Here is a 24,649-nt window from a genome sequence, read left to right as displayed (position 1 = left end):
CGGGAAATTACGAGAGTCCCGCGCCAAAGCGTCGATCTCGACGCGGAAACTAAGCCTGTGGGGCGGACGGTCGCACCACGCTGACCGTCTTGCGGCCACGCTTGGTGCCGAACGTCACGGCGCCGGGGGCCGTCGCGAACAGGGTGTCGTCCCCGCCGCGACCGACATTCACGCCGGGATGGAAGTGGGTGCCGCGCTGGCGGACGATGATCTCGCCGGCCTTGACGATCTGGCCGCCGAACCGCTTGACGCCCAGCCGCTGGGCGGCTGAGTCGCGACCGTTACGTGAGCTGGAAGCGCCCTTTTTGTGTGCCATTTCGTCGCCTCCTACTTGATGCCGGTGACCTTGAGGACCGTCAGCGGCTGACGGTGACCTTGCCGCTTGTGATAGCCGGTCTTGTTCTTGAACTTGTGGATGCGGATCTTGGGGCCCTTGGTGTGCTCGAGCACCTCTGCGGCGACGGCCACCTTCTCCAGCGCCTTGGCGTCGGCGGTGACCTTCGAGCCGTCGACAACGAGGGCGACAGGCAGCGAGACGCTGGCACCAGGCTCCGAGTCGAGCTTCTCGACCTTGACCACGTCGCCGACGGCAACCTTGTACTGCTTGCCGCCGGTCTTGACGATTGCGTACGTCGCCATCGTGCTATCACTCCTAGGTCGTTCACTTGACTGCGCGCTACCTGTTGGTGCGCTCGCGGGTCTCGGGTGCGGAGCCGCGTAGGGCCCGCTGTCGTCGGCGTCAGCCGAAAGACAACTGGTCCAGGGTACGTGAGGCCCGCCTACAGGGTCAAATCACCGCAGGTCACACCGCTCAGCCGTCGTGAGCCGGCGGGCCGGCGGGCCGCACGGCGGCGCGACGGCGGTGCCGACCGCCGGGAGCCGTCACCGCGGCGGGCTGCTCGACGTGGTCTTCCGACTCATCCGAGTCGTCATCCGAGTCATCTGAGTCGTCCTCCGAGTCGTCGGAGTCGTCCTCGTCGGAGTCGTCTTCGTCGAACTCGTCCTCGTCATCGTCGGAGTCTGTGTCGTCGTCGGTGTCCCCATTGATGACCTCGATGTCGTCGTCGATGTCTTCATCCTCGTCGTCGGCGTCGAGGTCGATCTCGTCCTCATCCGATTCGTCTTCGTCGGACTCGTCGTCGTCGGACTCATCATCGGACTCGTCGAAGTCCTCGTCCTCGTCCTCGAGTTCTTCGTCCTCGGCCTGGACGTACGCCTCGCGGATGGTGTCGGGTTCGAGCTCGGCGACTTCCTCGGCGGCCTTGGTTTCGTCGACCTCACCGTCGATGTCTTCGTCGTCCTCGTGCTTACCGTTGGCCGCGGCCATCGCCTTGAACATCGGATGCTCACCGGCGGGGTGCGCGGGCACCTTCGCGACCTCGACGTCGTCGGCCTTACCGCCCTTCTTGCCCCGCTTGCCGCGGCGCCCACCCGAGTCGGACTTGCGGGCGCCCCCGGAAACGGAATCCACCGGGTCACCATGCAACAGGATGCCCCGGCCCGCGCAGTGCGGGCATGGCGTGGAGAACGCCTCAATCAGGCCGGTGCCCAACCGCTTTCGTGTCAGCTGCACCAATCCCAACGATGTCACCTCGGACACCTGGTGGCGGGTGCGATCGCGCGCCAGCGCCTCGGTCAGCCTGCGCAACACCAGATCCCGATTGGATTCCAGCACCATGTCGATGAAGTCGATGACGACGATGCCGCCGATATCACGCAGCCGCAGCTGGCGCACGATTTCCTCGGCCGCTTCGAGGTTGTTGCGCGTGACCGTCTGTTCCAGGTTGCCACCCGAACCGGTGAACTTGCCGGTGTTCACGTCGACGACGGTCATCGCTTCGGTGCGGTCGATGACCAGCGTGCCGCCCGACGGCAGCCACACCTTGCGGTCCATCGCCTTGGTCAGCTGCTCGTCGATACGGTGAACCGCGAACACATCCGGGCCGCCCTCGGCGGGCTCGTACTTCGTCAGCCTCGGAACAAGTTCGGGCGCAACGGTATTCACATAGTCGTTGATGGTCTTCCACGCGTCGTCGCCGGACACGATCAGGCCGGAGAAGTCCTCGTTGAACAGATCGCGGATGACCTTGACCAACACATCGGGCTCTTCGTAGAGCGCGATCGCAGCGCCGGCCTTTTTCGCGATGGTCTCGGCGGCCTTGGCATCGATCTCGGTCCAGCGCTTCTGCAGGCGCTCGACGTCGGTGCGGATGTCTTCTTCCTTGACGCCCTCCGACGCCGTGCGGATGATCACGCCCGCATCGGCGGGGACCACCTCGCGCAGGATTTCCTTCAACCGCTGCCGTTCGGTGTCGGGCAGCTTGCGGCTGATGCCGGTCGACGACGCGCCTGGCACATAGACCAGGTAGCGGCCGGCGAGCGACACCTGCGTCGTGAGCCGCGCGCCCTTGTGCCCGACCGGATCCTTGCTGACCTGGACCACGACGTAGTCGCCGGGTTTGAGGGCCTGCTCGATCTTGCGGTTCTGCCCGCCGAGTCCCGCGGCCTCCCAGTTCACCTCGCCGGCATACAGCACGCCGTTTCGGCCCCGGCCGATGTCGACGAACGCCGCCTCCATCGAGGGCAGCACGTTCTGCACGATGCCGAGATAGATGTTGCCGACCAGGCTGGCCGACGCGGCGGAGGTGACGAAGTGTTCGACGACGACGCCGTCCTCGAGCACCGCGATCTGCGTGTAGCGGGCGCCTTCGTGCGGCGGCTCGGTGCGGACCTTGTCGCGCACCACCATCGTGCGCTCGACCGCCTCGCGGCGGGCCAGGAATTCGGCCTCGCTCAGGATCGGCGGACGGCGCCGGCCCGCGTCGCGGCCATCCCGGCGGCGTTGCCGCTTGGCCTCGAGCCGGGTCGATCCGCTGATGCCCTGGATCTCGCCGTTGCCTCCGTCGCTGTCGGCCTTGCTGGACCGACGCGGCGCACGCTCATGGACGACGGTGTTGGGCGGATCGTCCGGCGAGGTGGCTTCATCACTGTCGTCCCCGGAACCGGACTTGCGGCGCCGACGGCGGCGGCGACGGCGGGTTGCGCCTTCGGTGCCGCCCTCCTCATCGCCGGTGTCGTCGTCGGATTCATCGGAATCGCCGTTGGAATCCTCGTCGCTCTTGGCGTCGGACTGCCCGTCGCCGGAGTCGTTGTCGTCGTCGTCGTTCTGTTCGCCGCGCCCGCGGCCACGACCGCGACGGCCCCGGCGGCGGCGGCGGCCGGCGGGCCGTTCCTCTTGGTCGTCGTCGGAGTCGGGTCCGCCGTCGTCGTCCTCGTCGTCTTCGTCGGAGTCCGGGTCGTATTCCAGCTGGACCGGCTGCGGCGCCATGAACAGGGGCAGGTAGTCGGCCCGTTCGGGTTCGGGGGCTTTCTCGAGGATCAGCCGCGACTCCGGCTCGTCTTCTGAGGAGTCTTCGGCGCCCTCAAGGGCTGTGGAACCGTCCGATTCGTCTGAGTCCGCGGATGCTTCGGCGTCTGCCGACTCCGGTGACTCCCCGGACACGTCGTCCGCACGGGCTTCCTCGGCGTGGTGCTCGGCCGGCGGGTCCGTCAGCGCCTGTGGCTGGTCCTCACCGGGCTGAGTCTCTTCTGATAGGTCTTGGGTAGGCGCATCTTCGGCCACGTATTCTCCTCAAGCCCCCGGGCGCGTCCTGTCTGACGCGGCCACGCGAGGGCTTTCCCTATGAGCCCGGGCTACTTCTCCCGAGCTTGTTATGGTCTCGCCCCGAGGAGTCCCTTGTTCGGAACCGTCTCGGTGCCGGTCTGAATGATGGCTGGACGGTCGGCGCCGCACCGCGGTAGCGATGGTCGCGCACGTCTAAGTCTTCATTCGGGCATCCGCCCCGCGTAACAGGCCGGCTACCCGAGGCCAGTATCCCACATCACTCGTCGGTGACCGACCAGGCTGGACAACCGCGGCTGTCGGCAGCTAAAGATCCGGAAACCAGAGCTCGATCTCGCGGGCCGCAGACTCCGGCGAATCAGACCCGTGCACGAGGTTGTCCTGGGTGACAAGTGCCAGGTCACCGCGGATTGTGCCCGGCGCGGCCTTCTCGACCGGGTCGGTGCCGCCGGCGATCTGGCGAAACGCGGCAACGGCCCGCGGGCCCTCGACGATGGCCGCCACGACGGGGCCCGAGGTGATGAACTCCAGCAGCGATCCGAAGAACGGCTTGTCCTCGTGCTCGGCGTAGTGCCTGCGAGCAAGGTCGTCGCTGACGTTCTTCAGTTCCAGCGCCGCGATGCTCAGGCCCTTGCCTTCGATACGGCTGAGGATCTGTCCGACCAGGCGCCGCTGGACGCCGTCGGGCTTGATCAAAACGAGGGTCCGCTCAGTCACGGCGCACAGCCTAGTCGGACGGTGTCTGCTGGCCCGGCAGCAGGCCGCGCTTCTGCCTGCGCAGCACTTCGGCGCGCAAGTACGCGATGAACAGCCACACTGCGGCGAAGATCAGGCCGATGAAGCCGACCGCGCCGTTGAGCAGCCACCCCGCGATCAGCACCACCTGTATCGCGACGTTCACCCAGATCGCCCACGGTCGACCCTGGACGCCGGCAAGCAAGACCAGCACGATCGCGAAGCCGATCAGGTAACCGGCGGTCAGCGGGGTCAGGCCGTGATCTGCCGAGGAGACCACTGGCAGCGCCAGCAGCACCACGATGGCTTCCAGGATCAGCGTGCCCGCCATCACGCCGCGAAAGCTCTTCCACGGGTCGGGGGTTTGAGGCTGCTCGCTCACTCTGGATCCTTCCCGAACAGCGTGCGCGCCGCCCCCGCGGTGACGACCGAGCCGGTGATCACCACGCCGGCGCCACTGAACCCTTTGTCGTCATTGCTCTCGACGAGCGCCGTGGCCGTCTCGATCGCGTCGGGCAGCGTGGCTGCCGTGACGACTCGCTCCGGTCCAAACCTTTCCTCGGCGCGCAGCGCCAGTGCCTCGACGTCGAGCGCACGCGGTGATCCGTTGTGCGTCACGACGATCTCATCGAAGGCCGGTTCGAGCGCGGCGAGGATGCCGTCGACGTCCTTGTCGGCCATCACCGAAACCACACCGACGAGGTAGCGGAAGTCGAACTCCTCCTGCAGCGCCTGCGCGAGTGCTGTTGCGCCGGCGGGGTTGTGGGCCGCGTCGATGAACACCGTCGGCGCGGTACGCAGACGCTCCAGCCGGCCCGGGCTGGTGGCGGCGGCGAACCCGGCACGGACCGTTTCGATGTCGAGCTGGCGGTCCGCGCCCGCACCGAAGAAGGCCTCTACCGCAGCGAGGGCGACCACTGCGTTGTGTGCCTGATGTTCGCCGTGCAGCGGAATGAAGATGTCGGAGTAGACACCGCCGAGGCCCTGCAGTTCGAGCAGCTGGCCGCCGACGGCCACCTGCCTACCAAGCACCGCGAACTCGGAGTCCTCACGCGCCACCGCGGCATCAGCTCGAACCGCTTGCGCCAGAAGAACTTCCATCGCCTCGGGCAGTTGGCGGCCGATGATGGCGACGGTATCCGTGGCCACCAGGTCGTCATTCTGCTTGGTGATGATGCCTGCCTTCTCGCCGGCGATCTCCGCGATGGTGTCGCCGAGGTAGTCCGCGTGGTCGACCCCGATCGGCGTGATCACCGCGACCGGCGCGTTGACGACGTTGGTGGCGTCCCAGCGGCCGCCGAGACCAACCTCGATCACAGCCACGTCGACGGGAGCGTCGGCGAACGCGGCGAACGCCATCCCGGTGACGACCTCGAACTTGCTCATGGCGGGTCCGCCCGCCGCTTCCGACTGCTGGTCGACGAGCTGCACGAACGGCTCGATCTCTTGATAAGTCGCGACATACGCGGCCGGACTGATGGGCCTGCCGTCGATCGAAATCCGTTCCACAGCGGACTGCAGATGGGGGCTGGTGGTGCGTCCGGTGCGCCTGCTGAACGCGGTGAGTAGCGCGTCGACCATCCGGGCCACCGATGTCTTGCCGTTGGTCCCTGCGATGTGGATCGACGGGTAGCCAAGCTGCGGCGAGCCGAGCATCTCCATCAGCGCGGAAATGCGAGCTGTGCTCGGCTCCAATTTCGTTTCAGGCCAACGCTGATCGAGCAGGTGCTCGACCTGTAGCAGCGAAGCGATTTCGTCCGGCGTGGGGACGAGTTCAGTCATTTAATTCCACTCTTCGCGCAAGCGCTCATCGACCGAGCCCGGCCAACCTCGCGCTGATGCGATCAACTTCTTCGCGGGCCAGCTGTTGGCGGGCGCGGATCTTCTCGACGACGTCGGCGGGCGCCTTGGCCAGGAACGCGTCGTTACCGAGTTTCCCTGCGGTTCCTGCCAACTCCTTTTCGGCTGCGGCCAAGTCCTTTTCGAGGCGACGCCGTTCGGCCGCGACGTCGACGGTGCCCGAGGTGTCGACCTCGACCACAACCGTGCCCCGCGACAGCCGCACCTCGACTTGGGCCGACGGGGCGAACGACTCGTCGCTTTCGGTGAGCCACGCCAGTGACCGCACGGCCGGGATCTGCGCATGCAGGTCGTCCATGTCCGACAGCCGCGCAGGCACCCGCTGTCTGTCGTTGAGGCCCTGATCGCTGCGGAACCGGCGGACCTCGGTGACCAGCTTCTGCATATCGACAATGCGTTGCGTGGCAACGGCATCCACGGCGAACCCCGAAGGCTGCGGCCAGTCCGCGATGACGATCGACTCGCCGCCCGTCAGCGTTTTCCACAACACCTCGGTGACGAACGGCATCACCGGGTGCAGCAACTTCAGCAGAGTGTCCAGCACAGCGGCCAACACCGCGGTCGTGTGTTGGGCACGACTCACTTCTTCGGAGGCCAGTTGCACCTTGGCGAGCTCGACATACCAGTCGCAGAACTCGTCCCAGGCGAAGTGATACAGCGACTCGCACGCCCTGCTGAACTCGTAGCTGTCGAACGCCGAATCCACCTCGGCGCGAACCTCTTCCAAGCGGCCGAGGATCCACCGGTCGGCGTCGGTCAACTCCGACACCTCTGGCAGCGGGGCCGGCGCGGCGCCGTTCATCAACGCGAACCGGGTGGCGTTGAACAGCTTGGTGGCGAAGTTGCGCGATGCCCGCGCGTGGTCCTCGCCGATCGACAGGTCGCCGCCGGGACTGGCGCCGCGGGCCAGGGTGAAGCGCAGCGCGTCGGCACCGAACTGCTCCACCCAGTCCAGCGGGTCGATGCCGTTGCCGCGCGACTTGCTCATCTTGCGGCCGAACTCGTCGCGAATGAGGCCGTGCAGGAACACGTTTTCGAACGGGACCTGCGGGCCGCGCTTGCCGTCCAGCGTGATCGCGGGATCGTCGGCGACGTATGTGCCGAACATCATCATCCGCGCGACCCAGAAGAACAGGATGTCGTAGCCGGTCACCAGCACCGTGGTCGGATAGAACTTCGCCAGGTCGTCGGTGTGGTCCGGCCAGCCAAGCGTGGAGAACGGCCACAGCGCCGAGGAGAACCAGGTGTCCAGCACATCCGGGTCCTGCTCCCAGCCCTCGGGCGGTGTCTCGTCGGGCCCGACGCATACGGTTTCGCCGTCAGGGCCGTGCCAGATCGGGATGCGGTGGCCCCACCAGAGCTGACGCGAGATGCACCAGTCGTGCATGTTGTCCACCCAGGCGAACCAGCGAGGCTCCAGGCTGGGCGGATGAATCACGGTGTCGCCGTTGCGAACCGCATCACCGGCGGCCTTGGCGAGCGACTCGACCTTGACCCACCATTGCATCGAAAGCCGCGGCTCGATGACTTCGCCGCTGCGCTCGGAATGTCCGACGCTGTGCAGATACGGGCGCTTCTCCTCGACTACGCGGCCCTGCTCGGCCAGCGCCTCGCGGACCTTGACCCGGGCGTCGAACCGGTCAAGACCGTCGAATTCGGTTCCGGTATCCGTGATCCGGCCCCTGGTGTCCAACATCGACGGCATCGGCAGCTGATGACGCAGGCCGATCTCGAAGTCGTTGGGGTCATGGGCGGGCGTGACTTTGACTGCGCCCGTTCCGAATTCGGGGTCGACGTGGTCGTCGGCGACGATGATGATCTGCCGGTCGAGGAACGGGTGCGGCAGCGATTTGCCGACGAGGTGCCGGTAGCGGTCGTCGTCGGGGTGCACTGCGATCGCGGTGTCGCCGAGCATCGTCTCGACCCGAGTGGTGGCGACCACGATGTGCGGTTCGCTGTCGTCCAGCGAGCCGTATCGGAACGACACCAGCTCGCCCTCGACCTCCTCGTACTTGACCTCGAGATCGGAGACAGCGGTCTGGAGCACCGGCGACCAGTTCACCAGCCGCTCGGCGCGATAGATCAGCCCCGCGTCGAAGAGCCGCTTGAAGATGGTGCGGACGGCCCGCGACAGCCCGTCGTCCATGGTGAACCGGTCGCGACTCCAGTCGACGCCATCGCCGAGGCGGCGCATCTGGCCGGCGATGGTGCCTCCGGATTCGCGCTTCCAGTCCCACACCTTGTCGATGAACAGCTCGCGGCCGAAGTCCTCTTTGGTTTTGCCGTCGACGGCAAGCTGCTTCTCGACCACGGTCTGGGTGGCGATGCCCGCATGGTCCATGCCCGGCAGCCACAGCACCTCGAAACCCTGCATCCGCTTGCGGCGGGTCAGCGCGTCCATCAGTGTGTGGTCCAGCGCATGGCCCATGTGCAGGCTGCCCGTCACGTTCGGCGGCGGGAGCGCGATCGAATAGGCGGGCTTGGTGCTGGAAGGGTCGGCCTTGAAGTAGCCGGCGTTGACCCAGCCCTCATACAAATCGCTCTCCACCGCGCCCGGCTCCCACGACTTGGGCAGGGCATCGGCGGAGTTATCGGAGCTGGCGGTCACCCGGCAATTCTAGGGAGACAGCGCGAGCAGACGTAAAAGGCCCCGACACGCCCACGAAATGGGACACTTTGCGTCTGTTCGCGCGAGAAAAGCTACTTCTTGCCGCCCAGCAAGCCGCCAAGGATGTCGCCGAGTGCGCCGCCCTGCTTCCCACCGAGCACGCTGCCGAGGATGCTGCCCAGCGGGTTGTCACCGCCGCCACCACCCGCGCCGCCGAGGATGCCGCCCAGCACGTCACCCAGGCCGCCGCCTGAGGACTGCGCCTGCGGTTCGGCGGGCGTCGAGTTCTTCGTAAGCTGCTTGCCGATATACGCGAGCACGATCGGCGCGAGGATCGGCAGCAGCTTCTTGATCAGATCGCTGTTGCCCGCCCCGCCGCCTGCCAGTGCCGAGGCGACCGCATTGCTGTCGTTGCCGCCGAAGATCCGCGAGATGTACCTCTCGCCCTGGTTCGAGTCGACCTGGTCGACATTGACTCCGCCGTCGAGCAGACCGCTTTGACCCTGCTGGGCGACTTCGGATTCGAGCTTGGTCGAGTCGATGTCGTCGGCCGCGACGTTGTGTTGGATACCTCCGACAAGAGCGGGCACCAGGGTCTTGACGGCGCTGTTCACTTCCCCTTCGTCGACGCCCAACTTGGCGGCAATCTCTTGCGTGGGAATCTGATTGAAGAGTTCGTCAAGATCGGCCATGGATCGACCCTAGTCGCTGCGATCTTGGCGGACAGCGGTTCTGCGCGGGCAGGTCAATTCAGTCGGGTCGTCTCCAACGTCACACCGACAGCGGGGAATCGGTCCATCAGCGCATCGCCCATCGCGGCAGCGGGCGTCAGCACGCCGCGCAGATCGGACAGCCGGTCGCGGTCCAGCGCCAGCGCCAGTCCGCTCTCCCCCAGCAAGACCGACGTCGCCTTGTATCCGGGGTCGCCCTGCTGCGACATGGTGCTTCGATAGCGCGCACCGGTCGTCGTGGTCGTGTAGGTCTCAATGGTGTAGTGACCTTTGTCGCGGACGCTTTCGGTCGGTCCGGTGCCGGGTTTGGGGGCGATCCGTTCGACGAGCTTGTCCGGCAGTAGGTTGAAGTACCGGCTGCCGAGCGCGATCGTCGCTGCGTTTCCCCCGGTGGCCATGGCCGCTGCGACGGGCGCGACGAGGGACTTGCCGACGCTCATCTGCTCGGCGTATTCGAACCGCCTGCCGTACGCGTAGCCGAGTAATGCGTTGGAGCGCCGCACAATTCGCGTGTTCGCTGCGGCCATCACGAAGGCTCCGGTCCAGTAGCCGTCGAGTTCCGGTGCGATCTCACGGCCGCGGCGCCACCGCGCGTCGGGCTGGGCGCCGAGTTCGGGTTCCGCGGCGCGGTCGGGGCTCAGTGTGTACGGGTCGATCATCAACCGCCTGGCCTCTGGATCCGACGAAGCCACGCGAAGCAGTTCGAGCATCGATGCGACGGTGCCACCGGACACCCCTGCGGCGAACTTGCGTACCACCATGTTGGTGTCGGTGAGCTGGCCCGCCTGGTCCTGCTCGGCGCGCCGGTGCAGCGCGAAAACGGTGAGATCCGAAGGGATGGAATCGAATCCGCACGAGTGCACGATCCGGGCGCCCGTGTCGATCGCCTGCTTGTGATAAAGGTCGATGCTTTCGCGGATGAACAGCGATTCGCCCGTCAGGTCCGCGTAGTCGGTGCCGGCGGCAGCGCACGCGGCGACCATCGGCAAGCCGTACTTGATGTAGGGGCCGACGGTCGTCACCACCACCTGCGTCCTGGCGGCCATCGCATCCAGCGTCGACTGTCGCGACGCGTCGGCCTCGATCAGCGGCCACGCTTGCGCGGTGTCCCCGAGGGTGTCCCTGACCGCCCGCAGCTTGTCCTGCGACCGGCCCGCCAGCGCGATGCGGGCATCGGTCCCGGCTCTGGCCAGGTATTCGGCGGTCAGCTTGCCCACGAAGCCGGTGGCCCCGTACAGGACGATGTCGAACTCGCGAGGCTCCGGTGCGCTCATGTCGGCGACGCTACCCCAGCGTCTGGGGCAGCTCGACGTGCTCGCCGAGTACATGCTCGGCGAGGAACGCGGTGACCACCTGATACCAGATCTTGGCGTGCTGCGGCGAGAGCACCCAGTGGTTCTCCGACGGGTAATAGAGAAACCGGTGCGGGCTGGTCCCGTCGTCCGCCGCCGGCAGACCGGACTCGGTCAACAACTCGAACCACAGCCGCAATGCCTCGCCGATCGGCACGCGGTAGTCCTTGTCGCCATGAATGACAAGCATCGGGGTGCGGATCTGGCCGACGTAGCGGTGCGGCGAATTCCGTTCGGCCATCTCGGGTGTCATCTCGCGAGCCCACCAGTACGCACCGTCGGTGGTCGGCCCGAACTGGTCGAGCGCCCACAAGCTGGCGTGGGTGACGATCGCGTCGAACCGGTCGGTGTGGCCCGCGATCCAATTCGCCATGTAGCCACCGAACGAACCACCCATGACCGCGGTCCGCGTCGCGTCGACACCCGGGTGCGCACACGCCGCGTCAGTGGCCGCCATCAGATCGGTGTAGGGCGCGAAACCCCAAGCGCCCCAGCCGCGTTGGATGAAGTCCTGGCCGTAGCCCGTCGACAGCGCCGGATCCGGCATCAACACCCCATAGCCCTTGGCCACCAGTAACCAGGGATTCCACCGCCAGTGCCAGGCGTTCCAACTGGCCAGTGGCCCGCCGTGCACCCACAACACCAGCGGCGCGGGCCCGTCGCCGTTGGGCAGTGCCAGCCACGACCGCACCGACTGGCCGTCGGCGGCCGTCGCAGTCACCTCGGTCAGCGTGCCGGGCAGTTCGGGCGTGGGCACGCAGGGCAACTCCGTCACAGTCCCGTCGCTGTCGATCCGGACCGGATGCGACGGCCGCGTATACGAACTGCGCATCGCATACGCAACGCCGTCCGGCGCGGTGCGCACATCGGTGTAGGTGTAGTCGTCGTTGGTGAGGCGGCTGACTGCGCCGGTCGACGGGTCGACCGTGAAGATCGGGCCACGTCCGTTCTCGTCGGCGGTGACGATCACCGCCGAACCGTCGGTCCGCCACGTGACCGAGGTGGGCCATCGGTCCCATTCCCCGGTCAATTCGACCAAGGGCTCGCCGAAACGCATGTGACACAGCGTGATTCGCGGCGCCTCGGCGGGTGTGGAATGTGTTTCCCTGATGAAGGCCACCGCGGTGCCGTCGGGCGAGATCGCGGGCAAGCCAAGATCGGCATCGGCTTCGTCGGCAATGACTGTGTGCTGCCCGGTGGCGACATCGATGCGGACCAGGGTTACGCGGATCGATGCACCTGTCGCGGGGGCGTGCCACGACGTGACGATGAACGCGCCATCGGCGCTGACGTCGAAGTCGGCCTCGCGCAACGCGTCACCGGGCTGAGGCGTCAGATCCCGCGAGCCGGCGGCGTCGATCAGGTGCGGCTGGTCGGGTCCGAGGTCGTGATCCCAATAGCGCACCGGATAACCGCTGTGCAGGACGGCCGACACCTTGTTGTCCTTGCGCAGCGTGCGCAGTCGCTTGTCGTCGTCGACGCCGCCCGCGGAGCGCAGCAGTTTCGCGGCGACCACCGTCACCCCCGCGCCGGTGGCGGCGCGAACGCCCTCGACGCCGCCGGGCAGTGCGAGCACCTCGACGGCTTCCCCGCCTGCGGCGGGCAACCGCCACAACGCTGCGGGCGGCTTGTCGTCGTCCTCGGTTGGCCGCGCGGCCACGAACAACAAGTCACCGTCGGCGGTGAACACGGGCGACGACTCGCCCTTGGCGCCGCGGGTGAGGCGACGTGCCGGCGTCCTGCCCTCGGGATCGAGCTCCCAGATGGCGTTGACGAAGTCGGTGCGCTTCTCGTTGAGTTCGGCAATCGACGTGACCACCCGCGATCCGTCCGGTGACACCGCCAGTCCCGAAGCGCGCGGCAGCGCGAGGAAAGCGTCGAGGTCATCAAAAGGGGTCGTCATGCATTCGAGCCTGCTCACAGATCGCAATCTCACGCAAATTCGCGACCTCCCCGCGGTCTCGCAGCAGTGAGTTTGACTTTCAAACTCACTGCTGCGATGCTTGCGTCATGCGCACAGTGGTCCTGGCCGACTTGCCGGGTCGGGCATGCCCGATCGCGGCATCGCTGGAGTTGGTCGGCGAGCGGTGGTCGCTGCTGATCATCCGCGAACTGGCGCTGGGCAATCGCCGCTTCTCCGGGATCGTCGAGAGCACCGGAGCGCCGCGCGACCGCGTCGCGGCCCGGCTCAAGGCGCTGGAGGAGGCCGGCGTGGTCCGCCGCGCCGCCTATCAATCAACACCGCCGCGCTTCGAGTACCACCTGACCGACTCCGGTCGAGGCCTGATCCCGGTGCTGGACGCATTGACCGCGTGGGGTTTGGACCACGCCGTCGAACCCGACGACCCCGACCGCCCACGTTTCCGCCGGGCACCGTGGCAACCAAGAGAGAGGACACCATGACCGCCGAATTGGTAGATACCGACGTCCAGGCCGACTGGGGGCCGGAGCGTTCACGCACCGTGACGTGGCACTCGCCGGGACCCAGCACCGCCAAAGGCCTGACGATGGCCGGCATCGACTACCTGCGTGCCATGGTCGACGGTGAACTCCCCCAAGCTCCGATTGCCGGACTGATGCAGTTCGAACTCGTCGAAGTCGAACACGGCCGAGCGGTATTCACCTGTGTCCCTGACGAATCCGCGTACAACCCGATCGGAGCCATCCATGGCGGGCTGATCTGCACGCTGCTGGATTCGGTCACCGGTTGCGCCGTGCACACCACCCTTCCGCAGGGCAAGGGATACACGTCGGTCGAGATCAAGGTCAACTATCTGAAGGCGGTGCGACTCAACAGCGGAACGCTCACCGCAACGGGCACGGTCGTGAAGTCCGGTTCGCGAGTGGGCTTCTCAGAAGGTGTGGTGACCGACGCCAGCGGCGCGGTCGTCGCGACGGCCACCAGCACGCTGTTGATCTTCGACCTGTAGCTGCCGCGGGCCGCGCTACCTTCGAGGGATGGCGCAGCAGATCCTTATCATCGGGGCGGGCATCGCCGGGCTGGCGACGGCGGTGGCGCTGCAACGCCGCGGCCACGAGGTGACGGTCATCGAGGAGCGCACCGATAGCTCGTCCGGCGCTGGGATCAGCATCTGGCCCAACGCGCTTGCGGCACTTGGTGAAATCGGCCTCGGGGACGCAGTGCGCGAGGCAGGCGGCAGGGTGACCGCAGGGGCGCTGCGTTGGCGCGACGGTACCTGGCTGCGCCACCCCGCCAGGGAGCGGTTGGTCAAGGCGCTCGGTGAGCCGCTGGTGGTGATCCGCCGTTCCGCGTTGACCGCGGTGCTCGCCGACGCACTTGCCGACGGCACCGTGCACACCGGACTGTCCGTCCGCGAGCTGGTGACGACTGCCGATGGTGTACGAATCACCTTGTCGGACTCCACAACTCGGGAAGCCACCGCGGTCGTCGGCGCCGACGGCACCCGGTCGATGGTCGCCCGCCACCTCAACGGTGCGCTGGCAGACCACTACGTCGGCTATACCGCATGGCGTGGAGTGTCCGACTACTCGATCGACCCCGATGTCGCAGGCGAAGTCCTGGGTCCCGGCATCGAGTTCGGGCTTGTGCCGCTGGGAGCCGATCGCACGTATTGGTTCGCCACCGAGCGAGCCGCAGAGGCGCAGGTATCGCCGCGGGGTGAGCTCGCCTATCTCACGACCCGCTTTTCATCGTGGGCCGCCCGATTCCGGCTGTGCTTGCCGCCACCGATCCGAACGGCGTGCTGCGCAACGACCTCTACGACCGCGAGCCTGCAAGACAATGGTCACGTGGTCCGGTCGTCGTGGTCGGGGATGCGGCGCATCCGATGCGGCCGCATCTGGGACAGGGCGGCTGCCAAGGCCTCGAGGACGCCGCGGTGCTCGCGCGGTTCGTCGACGGCACCGACGACGTGGCTGCGGCCTTCGCGCGGTTTGCGGCGTTTCGCCGACCGCGGGCGAGGGCCCTGGTACGGGAGTCGAAAGTGGTCGGACAGCTGGTCAATCTGCGGCCGGCCTTGCTCAGCGGTCTGGTCGGGCGGGCGACGGTGCTGGTGCCGGAGGCGTTGATGACTCGGCACCTCGCGACCGTGGCTGCGCGTTCGGCGTTCGTATTGCCCAGCGACCGGGATGGGGCGTCGGTATGACCGTCAGCCTCGGGCCATTGGTGGTCGACGCGGTCGAGCCGGCGGCCGTGGAGAAGTTCTGGGCCGCCGCGCTGGGCTCGTCTGCTCAGCGCGCACTGCTGTCGTTTCGCCCGCAGACGCGAGACAAGGTGGTGAAGAACCGCGTGCATCTGGACGTCTATGTCCGCGCGATCGAACCGCTGCTGGACCTCGGCGCAACGGTCTTGGCGGAATACCTTCCCGAGCGGGCCACGCTTGCCGATGTCGAGGGCAATGAGTTCTGCGCGTTTCTCGACCCGCAGTCGAGCAGCGAGCCGCCGGCCCACGCTTTTGCGGTGTGTACCGACAGCGACCGGCCCGAGGAGCTCGCGGCCTGGTGGGCTGACCGCGTCGGTGCCGAGGTCCGCGACGGACCCGACGGCACACCGCGCTGGCTGTACGGGTCAGCCGGCTGGGAGAGCCTGATCTGGAAGTTCGTCCGGGTGCACGACGAACGCGTGGTGCCGAACCGCTGGCAATGGACAGTGCAGGGCGATCTGGGCGTGCTCGTCGACCCCCAGGGCAACGAATTCGGTGTCAGGCCCCCACTGCGCCCAGCGGGTTGAGCAGGGCGGTGCACATCTGCCGCGGGTTGATGAAGCCGAGCAGCCCGCTGGTGGGCATCGCGGCGCAGCCGGTCGTCACCGTGGGTGCCGTCGGCGTGCTCGGCGCACCCCAGACGGCGGGGCTGGCGCCCTGGGTGCCGCACTTGGGCCACGCCTTGAGGCCCTGCGTGCGCAGGACGTTCTCAGCGACGCGGATCTGCTCGGCACGCGACGCGGTGGCGGGGTTTCCCACGCCGCCATTTGAGGACCAGGTGGCCTGCTTGAACTGCAGGCCGCCGTAGGCGCCGTTGCCGGAGTTGGTAGCCCAATTGCCGCCCGATTCGCACTGGGCGATGGCGTCCCAATTCACGCTGTCGGCGTTGGCCGTGCCCGTCGAGAGCGCCATTGGGATGACGCCGAGAGCTCCGGCGATGGCGGCGGCCAACAGGCCTTTGGTGAATGCCTTACGAATGTTCATCACTGCGGTCCTTCCCCGACCGTCTGAAACAAGGCCCGCGGTGGAGCAGTTGCGCGTTCTCCGCTGCGGCTATCTGATGTTTCGGGTGATCAACATCACGCGTTACGCAAGTGTCAAAAGTTTTAACCGTTACTTATCTGGTGTAAGGGGCTTCTGAGAAAGAAGAGGCGGCGCCGGGCAAAAGCCCAGCGCCGCCTCTGTCGTCCTAGTGACTAGCCGCGCCTGCCGCACACAGGCCACGCCTTGATGCCCTGCGTGCGCAGGACGTTCTCGGCCACGCGGATCTGCTCCTCGCGACTGGCGTGCTGCGGGGATCCCTGCCCGCCGTTCGCATGCCAGGTGCCCATCGTGAACTGCAGGCCGCCGTAGTAGCCGTTACCCGTCGCGGTCGACCAGTTGCCGCCCGACTCGCAGGCTGCGACGGCGTCCCAGTTGACCCCGCTGTCCGCATTGGCGGTGCCGGTCACCAGTCCGAGCGATGCTGCCATCGGTGCCACAACGAGCGCACCGGTGATGGTGGCCAGACCAAACGTCTTGCGGATGTTTTTCACTGCTTTCCTTTCGCCAAGCGCGCGCCATCGCCACCCGCGCGGAGACGCGGGCGTGGTTGCCTGTACACAGGCGAGGGGGTTGGGCCGCACCGTCTCGGTCAGGTGCGGCAGCGGGAGGCATGAAGTGCCTCACCGGGCAACAGGCCCGGCGGCTGTCGAAAGCGGAAAACCGCCTTCTCGTAGGTGTCAGCCCCGACTCACACGCAGGTTCTTGGTTTTGAAATTATTTGCTCCGTTGGGAGCTGAAGGGACCGTACAAAGCCGAGGCCGCAAAGTCATATCAGCCCGTGGGCGTGTCGCAGTTAGATCACGAGAAGATCACGGCCGAACCTGAGAAACGTCTGTGCAGGTCAGCTCCGGGTTTGACGCGACAGCGGAATGGGTAGCTCCGGCGTGTCGACGTGATTCAAATCACGATCATTTTGTGAGCTGAGACACCTGATTTGAAGCGGGAATATGCGCCGAAAACGGCGTTGCGCCTGTGGAAATCGCTGGATAGGGCACCGAACAGGTCGTCTTCTGACATCAGTTCGCTGATCGAGTCCACATCGAGCCAGCCGCGGTGTGCTCGAAAAACCCTGTCGGCGTTGCTTTTTCGTCACCCAGCGGACCCGGACGTGTGAGGGTCCGTTCGGGCCGCTCGCCGGTGGCGACAACCTTTAGGAACCCAATAGCATTGCTGTGCAACAGCCTTCGAGTGCGCAAAGCCTCTCATTGACTCTGTCCACGGACATTATGGCGGCGCGGACCTACCCGCGTGGCCGCCCTGCACAATCCGGCCAGTCCCTGGGCGTCATTAGCACCGCAGCACGACTGGACGGTGGCGAGCAGCCAAACATTCCATAACATGCCGAAATTCGGGGCAAAGTCATCCACGCGCTCGCCAATATCCCTGCCGGGCAACCGGTTTCACGTACATCCGGGACATCGGCGGCCGGGCCTGCCGCAGAGCGCGGTCAGCGATAGTCGCCATTTAATATCCGCAGAAATATGGGCGAATTCGTGCCGCGAAATTGAATTGGTTGAATGCGCAAATTAACAGAGCAAGATGATTGAATTTGCTAGGCAATTTGAGGCGGGCGCACGGCGCTGAGGTCGGCTGCCGTGTTGACGTTGGTCAGCGACGGCTGCTCGGGCATCACGATCCGTTGCGTGTCGACCCTGTCGACCAGCGCACGCATGCTGCGCTCCCCCGCGACGATCAGGTCATCGACGCGGTCGGCAAGCGCCGTTCGGTAGATCCCGGCCAGGTAGTGGTCGCGGCCATCCCACGGCAGCACGACGTCGGCGCCGAGTCGCACGGCAGGGCCCGCGAGCTCGTCGATCAACTCGACCTCGAGCAGCGGCATGTCCACCGCACACACGAATGCCAACTCCAGCCCTGCGTCGGCCGCCGCGCGCAGCCCTCGCCCGGTCGCGAGCAGGGGCCCCTCGCCGCGAGCCTCGTCGCGCAGCACCTGGGCCTCCACTTTGGGCAGCGGTTGGCCCGGCGCGGCGATGACGAATACCGGTGCACACCGGGGGCTCACGATCGACATCGTGCGCTCCAGCAGCGTGCTGCCTTGATACGGAAGGTTGGCCTTGTCGCGGCCCATCCGGCGGGATGCCCCGCCGGCCAAGATGACTGCTGCAAGCGGCACGGGGGGCGTCACGTCAACAGAGGTTAGTCGACGGTCCAGGTGTCCTTGCCGCGAAGCAGCGCTTGCAGTGCGGCCGTGTCGTGCGGCTTGGCCTCACGGGCCGTGGCGACCTGGTTGCGTGCGGCATCGTCGTAGGTCGGCTTGCTGACCTGACGGAAGATGCCCATCACCATGTGCTCGAGGTTCTGCTCCGAGAGCCGGGACAGCGCGAAGGCATACGCCGGATCCTCGATGGTGGCGTTGTGGACGACGATCTCGTCGGCCGACACGTCGGCGGTCTTGGCCACCTCGAGCCCGTAGCCGGACTTCACCACGCAGTACGCACCGTCGGCTCCGAACGTGATCGGCTCGCCGTGGTTGAGGTTGATGATGCGTTCCTCGGCGCCTTCTTTACGCAGCGGGTCGAACGAGCCGTCGTTGAAGATCGGGCAGTCCTGCAGGATCTCGACGATTGCGGCGCCGCGGTGCGCGGCCGCGGCACGCAACACCTCCGACAGTCCCTTGCGGTCGGAGTCGAGCGCACGGCCGACGAACGTGGCGTCGGCGCCGAGCGCCAGCGACACCGGATTGAACGGATAGTCCAGCGAGCCCATCGGGGTGGACTTGGTGATCTTGCCGACCTCGGAGGTCGGCGAGTACTGCCCCTTGGTCAGGCCGTAGATCCGGTTGTTGAACAGCAGGATCGTGATGTTGATGTTGCGGCGCAGCGCGTGGATCAGATGGTTGCCGCCGATCGACAGCGCATCGCCGTCACCGGTGACGACCCAGACCGACAGGTCGGGGCGGGCCAGCGCCAAGCCGGTCGCGATGGTCGGGGCGCGGCCGTGGATCGAGTGGAAGCCGTAGGTCTCCAGGTAGTACGGGAAGCGGCTGGAGCAACCGATGCCGCTGACGAACGCGATGTTCTCGCGGCGCAGCCCGAGCTCGGGCAGGAAGTTGCGGATGGTGTTGAGGATGACGTAGTCACCGCAGCCGGGGCACCAGCGCACCTCCTGGTCGCTGGTGAAGTCCTTGGCCTTCTGCGGCTCGTCGGTGGTGGGCACCCCGCTCAGCTTCGAGAGTGGGGTGACGCCTAGGTCCGATCCGATCAGGTCTGTCATGCGTTAGCTCCCACACCGTCTACGTCAATAGTGGCCGCGGCCAACCGCGCGAACTTGGCCTTGTCGATTTCCTTGTCGCCCAACGTTCCATCCAACGCGGCGTCGATGATGCCTTCGACCTCGTCGGCCAGGAACGCCATGCCTTCCACCTTGGTCACCGACTGAACGTCGACCAGGAACTTGCCGCGCAGCAGCAGCGCGAGCTGTCCGAGGTTCATCTCCGGCAGCACGACCTTGGGGTAGCGCCGCAGCACCTCACCGATGTTGGCAGGCAATGGGTTGAGGTTGCGCAGCTGCGCATGGGCGACCTTGATGCCGTTGCGTCGCGCACGCCTGCAGGCCTCGCCGATCGGGCCGTAGCTGCTGCCCCAGCCGAGCATCAGCAGTTCGGCGTCACCGGTCGGATCGTCGACCTCGAGGTCCGGCACCTTGATGCCGTCGATCTTGGCCTGACGCAGCCGCACCATCAGGTCGTGGTTCTTGGGCTCGTATGAGATGTTGCCCGAACCGTTGGCCGCCTCGAGGCCGCCGATGCGGTGCTCGAGACCCGGCGTGCCCGGGACGGCGAACTGCCGCGCCAGCGTTTCGGGATCGCGGGCGTACGGCTGGAACGGCTCGCCGGATTTCGCGAAGGTGTGCTTGATCGGCTGGTAGGTGCTGACGTCCGGAATCGCCCACGGCTCAGAGCCGTTCGCGATCGCGCCGTCGGAAAGGATGACCACCGGCGTGTGATAGGTGACCGCGATGCGGGCAGCCTCGACGGCGACGTCGAAGCAATCCGACGGGGACCGGGGTGCGATCACCGCGACCGGCGACTCGCCGTTGCGCCCGTACAGCACCTGCAGCAGGTCGGCCTGCTCGGTCTTGGTGGGCAGGCCGGTCGACGGTCCGCCGCGCTGTACGTCGACGACGATCAGCGGCAGCTCGGTCATCACAGCCAGACCCATCGCCTCGGACTTCAGCGAGATGCCGGGGCCCGACGTGGTGGTGATGCCCAGCGCCCCGCCGTAGGACGCGCCGATGGCCGCGCCGATGCCTGCAATCTCGTCCTCTGCCTGGAATGTCAGGACGTTGAAATTCTTGTGCTTGGACAGCTCGTGGAGGATGTCGGAGGCCGGCGTGATCGGGTAACTGCCGAGGACTACCTGGATGCCTGCGAGTTGGCCCGCGGTGATGAGGCCGTACGCCAGCGCGGTGTTGCCCGAAATCTGCCGGTACTCACCGGCTTTGAGCTTGGCCGGCGACACCTCGTAGGTGGTGCCGAACGCCTCGGTGGTCTCGCCGTAGTTCCAGCCTGCCTTCAGCGCCAGCACGTTGGCCTCGGCGATGTCGGGCTTGCGGGCGAACTTCTCGCGGATGAACGCCTCGCTGTGCTCCAACTCGCGGCCGTACATCCACGACAGCAACCCCAGCGCGAACATGTTCTTGGCGCGCTGACCGTCCTTCTTGGATGCGCCGATCTGCTCGACGGCGCCCAGCGTCAGCGTGGTCATCGCGACGGGCTGCACCACATAGTCGGAAAGCTCGTCGGTCTCGAGGGGGTTGGACTCGTAGCCGACCTTGGCGAGGTTGCGCTTGGTGAACTCGTCGGAGTTGGCAATGATCAGGCCGCCGCGGGGCAGATCGGACACGTTGGCCTTCAGCGCCGCGGGGTTCATCGCGACGAGCACATCCGGGCGGTCACCCGCGGTCAGGATGTCGTAGTCGGCGATCTGGATCTGGAACGACGAGACGCCCGGCAGAGTGCCCTGGGGCGCACGGATCTCGGCGGGGTAGTTCGGTTGCGTCGCAAGGTCATTGCCGAACAGCGCGGCTTCAGAGGTGAACCGGTCACCGGTGAGCTGCATGCCGTCGCCGGAGTCACCGGCAAAACGAATGACGACCTTTTCGAGCTTCTGCCGAGGGCCTAATGTGCCGGGACTGACCGCATTGTCGTTGGCCCCCACTGCGCCCTGCCTTCCGATGCTGTCCGGCGAAGTCCTCCGAGTCGCGGTCAGGCCGACGCGCCGTCGGTGGACATTCACCAAATTTTTGATGTCACTGCCAGTACCGATTATTGCACTTCTCTTAGGCAGCCCTTTACCCGACGCGCAGGCGACGTGCGAATGACCTGAGATCGAACGCAATGCTCAGCGCATATGTCGGCGACTTACGCGAGACATTATTGTGTTTTCCGTCACGTTTCGGAGAACGCCATTCTCTTAAAATTGGTTACCCATCAGTAGCCACTCGCTAGCACTAGCCCGGCACGTTGTATGGGGTGATCACCTGGATCGGGACCGGCCGCGACGGCTCGACCGGCAAAGCTCCGCGCTCCTGCAGGATCAGCCGCATCGCCAGCCGCGCGTCGGCGCGCAGATCGTTGTGCAGCACGACGGAGATGCGGCCTTCGCGCAGCAGTCGCCGGTTGTCTGCGTCGAGATCGTGGGCGATGAAAACCCTGCAGTCGCGGCCCAATGCTTCGAACGCCGCGACCGTCGCGGTGTTGCCACCGCCGACCGAGTAGACCGCCTCCACCTTGGGGTGCCGCTCCAGCGCCTCGAGCACCAGGCGCTCGTTGGTCGCATCGATACCGTCGCTGTCGCTGACCTCCACGATTGCCCGGCCGGATGCCCGTAAAGCCGAGCGGAATCCCACCTCACGCTCCCCCTCGCCCCGGAACACCGTTCGCGACAGCGTGATGAGCACATCTGAAGGGGCCGAGCCGAGCCACTGGTTCATCAGGTAGGCGGCCGTCACCCCCGCGCCGTGGTTGTCGATGCCGACATAGGCACAGCGAGAACTGGCCGGCACATCGGTCGTGTAGGTCACGACGGGCACACCGCCGTCGACGAGGCGATCGATCGCCTCAGCCACTTCGGGCTCATCCTGCGCTTTGAGCACCACGCCGTGGCTACCCTTCAGCCGACCGAGCGCTTCGGCCATCTGCGCCGTCGACCCCGACTCCCACAGATGAAAACGGGCACGCACCATCGCCGGTGCGAATGCGGGCAGTTCGGCCTCGACCGCGGCGCGAAAGGCATCCGAGAACCGGTGCGGCGTCTGCATCACCACGTCGATCAGGTAGCGACGGCCGTTGAGCCGTAACTGCGCGCGCTGCTTGTCCAAGTCGGCGATCGCCTGCAGGACCTCTGCCTTGGTGTTCTCCCGCACCCCGGGCCGTTCGTTGAGGACGCGGTCGACCGTCGCTTCGCTCAGCCCGCTCTGTTGAGCGATCTCGCGGACCTTGTAGCGGTGCGGCAAGGCGTTCCTTCCTCGGTGCAATCGGTGAGGGGTTTCTGATGGCTTTCTGATGCTGAAGCCAGGGTGTCACACGCCGGCGTGGGAGGCGGCCTTTCGTCGCTGCACGTCCCTCTCGCGGGCCAATTTGTCGGGCACACCCCCTATTTCTCGTCGCCTGTTTTGCTGCCAACGCTCCGGACTGTGGCCGTTGACATAGCAAAGAACATCGCATTCGCAGCAACCGTGGCGAGCGGCGCCCTGGGTAGCCGACGGCCCCGCATCACTGCAGTAGTTGCAACCGAAATATTCGAGTAGGGAACTACTCGCGCCAATCTGCCTGCACCAACCGAAGCTCTGAAATGTCCAGTAAAAGACGGGTAAGGCGTGCGACCTGCCCACCACGAAGGGGGTCTTAATGTCCAGTCGAAGCAAGCGAGGTCCCGGCGACCGCCAGTCGCCAAAGACTGCTCGCACTTTCGCGACGGCGGCGATCGGCGGGGCAGGCATCGTCCTTGCCGCTCCCGCGGCGGCGTTGATTTTCTCGTCCGGCGTAGCGCATGCCGCGCCGGCGGCCGAACCATTTGGCCAGGTATGCGGGGGCACAAGCCTCTTCGGCTGCGATGCAATCGGCGCATCCAGCCTGCTCACTTCGTCGCTTGCACCCAACCTTTCTGATCCGTTTGGCGCGTCGGATGCCTTCCTCGACCTCGCCGGTCAGATCCCGGGCCTCAACATCTTCATAGGCAACGGCGCCGACGGCACCGCCGCACATCCCAACGGCTTCAACGGCGGACTGTTCGCAGGTAGCGGCGGAGACGGCTACAGCCCTACTACGCCCGGAGTAAACGGGGGCAACGGCGGCAACAGCGGACTGTTCCTTGGCAACGGCGGTAACGGCGGCAACGGTGCCAACGGCAACGCCAGCGTCGCGGGCGGCAATGGCGGCAACGGCGGCAAAGGCTCGATGTTCATCGGAAACGGCGGCTCGGGCGGGAACGGCGGCCAGGGTGGCGCCGGCATCAACGGCGTCAACCCGGCGACGTTGAACACGGCTGCCAACGGCACCAACGGCGTCGATGGCGTGTCGGCGGCAACCAACGGCCACTCGGGTGTCGGCCTGCAGAACGGCGGCACGGGCGGCGTCGGCGGCAACGGGCAGAACTTCGGCCTCGGCGGCAACGGCGGCGCAGGCGGCGGTGACGGCGGCAACGGCGGCAACGGCGGCACCGGCGCTGTAGGCACTACAGCTCACCTCGCCGGTGGCGGCGGCAACGGCGGCAGCGCTGTTGCCAACGGCGGCAACGGCGGCAACGGCGGCATGGGCGGAAGCGATCCGACTAACCTGCCCGACAGCGCAGGCGGGAAGGGCGGAAACGGCGGCAACGGCGCAGTCGGAGTCAGCGGTACGAGCGGCACTGCAGGCGGCAACGGTGGCAGCGGCGGCAGCGGCGGCGCCTTCGGTGTTGGCGGCAGTGGCGGCGCGGGCGGCACCGGCGGCGATGGCGGCGACGCCGCCAACGGCGGCAGTGGCGGCGCCGGCGGCACCGGCGGCTCAACCCTGAAGAATGCCGGCGGCACTGGCGGCAACGGCGGCTCCGGCGCCGCGGGCGGCACGGGCGGCACGGGCGGCAACGGCGGCAACGGCGGGGCAGCAGGCACCGGTGGTGCCGGCAGCGGCACGGCAGGCGCGGCCGGCGACGGTGGCAGCGGCGGCTCGGGCGGATCCGGCGGATCAGGCGGTGGGGCAGGCGCGGGCGGCTTCGGTGAAACCACCGGGGCAGCCGGCAGCGTCGGCACCGGTGGAGTCGGAGGCCATGGCGGCGCCGGAGGCAAGGGCGGCACCGACGGCAGCGGCGCAGCCGGCGCGACCGGCGGCAGCGGCAGCGGCGGCACTGGTAACTCCGGCCAGTCCGGCGGTTCTGGCGGCGGTGGTGGCGCAGGCGGCGCAGGCGGCAGCGCCTAAACCGCTACGCGGGTTCAACCTCGGGGGCGTCGGTACCTACCGGCGCCCCCGAGCGCGCGCGCAGCAGGCGCCGAAGCTGTGATGGCTTTTTGATGGA

21 protein-coding genes are annotated in these 24,649 nt (G+C 66.8%); 5 read left to right on the top strand and 16 right to left on the bottom strand.

Going from position 1 to position 24,649, the window contains the following annotated elements:
• Positions 1-49: 49 nt before the first annotated feature.
• The 10 genes from rpmA to J3E61_RS27365 form a co-directional block, all read right to left on the bottom strand.
• On the bottom strand, positions 50-316 hold the full coding sequence (gene rpmA / locus J3E61_RS27410) for a 50S ribosomal protein L27 (protein ID WP_192723408.1): 267 nt from the start codon (positions 314-316) through the stop codon (positions 50-52).
• Positions 317-327: 11 nt separating this feature from the next.
• Positions 328-639: a 50S ribosomal protein L21 gene (rplU, locus tag J3E61_RS27405; RefSeq protein WP_192723409.1), complete on the bottom strand. Its 312-nt coding sequence runs from the start codon at positions 637-639 to the stop codon at positions 328-330.
• 172 nt (positions 640-811) lie between these two features.
• Positions 812-3,622 carry a ribonuclease E/G gene (locus J3E61_RS27400; RefSeq protein ID WP_210086011.1) on the bottom strand — a complete coding sequence of 937 codons (2,811 nt, stop codon included), beginning with the start codon at positions 3,620-3,622 and terminating at the stop codon, positions 812-814.
• Positions 3,623-3,928: 306 nt separating this feature from the next.
• Positions 3,929-4,339: a nucleoside-diphosphate kinase gene (gene ndk, locus J3E61_RS27395; protein ID WP_192723411.1), complete on the bottom strand. Its 411-nt coding sequence runs from the start codon at positions 4,337-4,339 to the stop codon at positions 3,929-3,931.
• A gap of 10 nt (positions 4,340-4,349) precedes the next feature.
• Positions 4,350-4,739, bottom strand: coding sequence for a DUF4233 domain-containing protein (locus J3E61_RS27390; RefSeq protein ID WP_210086010.1), 390 nt, complete (start codon positions 4,737-4,739; stop codon positions 4,350-4,352).
• A complete protein-coding gene (locus tag J3E61_RS27385) occupies positions 4,736-6,139 on the bottom strand; it encodes a bifunctional folylpolyglutamate synthase/dihydrofolate synthase (RefSeq protein ID WP_210086009.1) in 1,404 nt (467 codons plus the stop codon). The genes J3E61_RS27390 and J3E61_RS27385 overlap by 4 nt, the downstream gene beginning before the upstream one ends.
• A gap of 25 nt (positions 6,140-6,164) precedes the next feature.
• Positions 6,165-8,825, bottom strand: a complete 2,661-nt coding sequence (locus J3E61_RS27380) for a valine--tRNA ligase (RefSeq protein ID WP_210086008.1) — start codon at positions 8,823-8,825, stop codon at positions 6,165-6,167.
• 92 nt (positions 8,826-8,917) lie between these two features.
• A complete protein-coding gene (locus J3E61_RS27375; protein ID WP_210086007.1) occupies positions 8,918-9,517 on the bottom strand; it encodes a DUF937 domain-containing protein in 600 nt (199 codons plus the stop codon).
• A 53-nt stretch (positions 9,518-9,570) separates the two neighbouring features.
• Positions 9,571-10,830 carry a saccharopine dehydrogenase NADP-binding domain-containing protein gene (locus tag J3E61_RS27370; RefSeq protein ID WP_210086006.1) on the bottom strand — a complete coding sequence of 420 codons (1,260 nt, stop codon included), beginning with the start codon at positions 10,828-10,830 and terminating at the stop codon, positions 9,571-9,573.
• A gap of 10 nt (positions 10,831-10,840) precedes the next feature.
• Positions 10,841-12,811: a S9 family peptidase gene (locus J3E61_RS27365; protein WP_210086005.1), complete on the bottom strand. Its 1,971-nt coding sequence runs from the start codon at positions 12,809-12,811 to the stop codon at positions 10,841-10,843.
• Positions 12,812-12,918: 107 nt separating this feature from the next.
• On the opposite strand from J3E61_RS27365, the gene J3E61_RS27360 reads away from it, so the two are divergent.
• From J3E61_RS27360 to J3E61_RS27345, 4 genes are all read left to right on the top strand, one after another.
• Positions 12,919-13,311 carry a helix-turn-helix transcriptional regulator gene (locus J3E61_RS27360; protein ID WP_210086004.1) on the top strand — a complete coding sequence of 131 codons (393 nt, stop codon included), beginning with the start codon at positions 12,919-12,921 and terminating at the stop codon, positions 13,309-13,311.
• Positions 13,308-13,838 carry a PaaI family thioesterase gene (locus J3E61_RS27355; protein ID WP_210086003.1) on the top strand — a complete coding sequence of 177 codons (531 nt, stop codon included), beginning with the start codon at positions 13,308-13,310 and terminating at the stop codon, positions 13,836-13,838. Before J3E61_RS27360 ends, J3E61_RS27355 begins: the two co-directional genes overlap by 4 nt.
• Before the next feature lie 741 nt (positions 13,839-14,579).
• Positions 14,580-15,035 (top strand): FAD-dependent monooxygenase, encoded by a 456-nt coding sequence (locus J3E61_RS27350; protein WP_210086715.1) that lies wholly within the window; start codon positions 14,580-14,582, stop codon positions 15,033-15,035.
• Positions 15,032-15,619, top strand: a complete 588-nt coding sequence (locus J3E61_RS27345) for a hypothetical protein (RefSeq protein WP_210086002.1) — start codon at positions 15,032-15,034, stop codon at positions 15,617-15,619. Before J3E61_RS27350 ends, J3E61_RS27345 begins: the two co-directional genes overlap by 4 nt.
• On the opposite strand, the gene J3E61_RS27340 is transcribed toward J3E61_RS27345, so the two are convergent.
• From J3E61_RS27340 to J3E61_RS27315, 6 genes are all read right to left on the bottom strand, one after another.
• The gene (locus J3E61_RS27340) at positions 15,591-16,076 is read right to left on the bottom strand and encodes a transglycosylase family protein (protein ID WP_192723422.1); all 486 of its coding nucleotides are present in this window, start codon (positions 16,074-16,076) and stop codon (positions 15,591-15,593) included. The two genes, J3E61_RS27345 and J3E61_RS27340, sit on opposite strands and share 29 nt — an antisense overlap.
• 212 nt (positions 16,077-16,288) lie before the next feature.
• Positions 16,289-16,627 carry a transglycosylase family protein gene (locus J3E61_RS27335; protein WP_192723423.1) on the bottom strand — a complete coding sequence of 113 codons (339 nt, stop codon included), beginning with the start codon at positions 16,625-16,627 and terminating at the stop codon, positions 16,289-16,291.
• A gap of 1,061 nt (positions 16,628-17,688) precedes the next feature.
• Positions 17,689-18,279, bottom strand: coding sequence for a molybdenum cofactor guanylyltransferase (locus J3E61_RS27330; RefSeq protein WP_192723424.1), 591 nt, complete (start codon positions 18,277-18,279; stop codon positions 17,689-17,691).
• A gap of 11 nt (positions 18,280-18,290) precedes the next feature.
• Complete coding sequence (locus J3E61_RS27325; protein ID WP_192723425.1) at positions 18,291-19,367, bottom strand: 2-oxoacid:ferredoxin oxidoreductase subunit beta; 1,077 nt, start codon at positions 19,365-19,367, stop codon at positions 18,291-18,293.
• Entirely contained in the window at positions 19,364-21,313 is a 1,950-nt protein-coding gene (locus J3E61_RS27320) for a 2-oxoacid:acceptor oxidoreductase subunit alpha (protein WP_192723426.1), read from the bottom strand. Before J3E61_RS27320 ends, J3E61_RS27325 begins: the two co-directional genes overlap by 4 nt.
• A 292-nt stretch (positions 21,314-21,605) precedes the next feature.
• Complete coding sequence (locus tag J3E61_RS27315) at positions 21,606-22,610, bottom strand: LacI family DNA-binding transcriptional regulator (protein WP_210086001.1); 1,005 nt, start codon at positions 22,608-22,610, stop codon at positions 21,606-21,608.
• A gap of 394 nt (positions 22,611-23,004) precedes the next feature.
• Between J3E61_RS27315 and J3E61_RS27310 the strand changes: the two genes are divergently transcribed.
• The gene (locus tag J3E61_RS27310; protein WP_210086778.1) at positions 23,005-24,552 is read left to right on the top strand and encodes a hypothetical protein; all 1,548 of its coding nucleotides are present in this window, start codon (positions 23,005-23,007) and stop codon (positions 24,550-24,552) included.
• Positions 24,553-24,649: the final 97 nt, after the last annotated feature.

It is taken from the genome of Mycobacterium sp. OAE908 (assembly GCF_017872775.1).
Taxonomy (GTDB): Bacteria; Actinomycetota; Actinomycetes; order Mycobacteriales; family Mycobacteriaceae; genus Mycobacterium.
Note: the sequence above shows the minus strand (reverse complement) of the source record. Positions and strands in the feature narration are given on the sequence as shown.

Excerpts from the sequence above, each read along its gene's own strand:
- rpmA (WP_192723408.1), bottom strand. The coding sequence starts at position 316 with ATGGCACACAAAAAGGGCGCTTCCAGCTCACGTAACGGTCGCGACTCA.
- J3E61_RS27355 (WP_210086003.1), top strand. The coding sequence starts at position 13,308 with ATGACCGCCGAATTGGTAGATACCGACGTCCAGGCCGACTGGGGGCCG.
- J3E61_RS27345 (WP_210086002.1), top strand. The coding sequence starts at position 15,032 with ATGACCGTCAGCCTCGGGCCATTGGTGGTCGACGCGGTCGAGCCGGCG.
- J3E61_RS27375 (WP_210086007.1), bottom strand. The coding sequence starts at position 9,517 with ATGGCCGATCTTGACGAACTCTTCAATCAGATTCCCACGCAAGAGATT.
- J3E61_RS27385 (WP_210086009.1), bottom strand. The coding sequence starts at position 6,139 with ATGACTGAACTCGTCCCCACGCCGGACGAAATCGCTTCGCTGCTACAG.
- J3E61_RS27325 (WP_192723425.1), bottom strand. The coding sequence starts at position 19,367 with ATGACAGACCTGATCGGATCGGACCTAGGCGTCACCCCACTCTCGAAG.
- J3E61_RS27340 (WP_192723422.1), bottom strand. The coding sequence starts at position 16,076 with ATGAACATTCGTAAGGCATTCACCAAAGGCCTGTTGGCCGCCGCCATC.
- rplU (WP_192723409.1), bottom strand. The coding sequence starts at position 639 with ATGGCGACGTACGCAATCGTCAAGACCGGCGGCAAGCAGTACAAGGTT.
- J3E61_RS27310 (WP_210086778.1), top strand. The coding sequence starts at position 23,005 with ATGTCCAGTCGAAGCAAGCGAGGTCCCGGCGACCGCCAGTCGCCAAAG.
- J3E61_RS27360 (WP_210086004.1), top strand. The coding sequence starts at position 12,919 with ATGCGCACAGTGGTCCTGGCCGACTTGCCGGGTCGGGCATGCCCGATC.
- J3E61_RS27365 (WP_210086005.1), bottom strand. The coding sequence starts at position 12,811 with ATGACGACCCCTTTTGATGACCTCGACGCTTTCCTCGCGCTGCCGCGC.
- J3E61_RS27370 (WP_210086006.1), bottom strand. The coding sequence starts at position 10,830 with ATGAGCGCACCGGAGCCTCGCGAGTTCGACATCGTCCTGTACGGGGCC.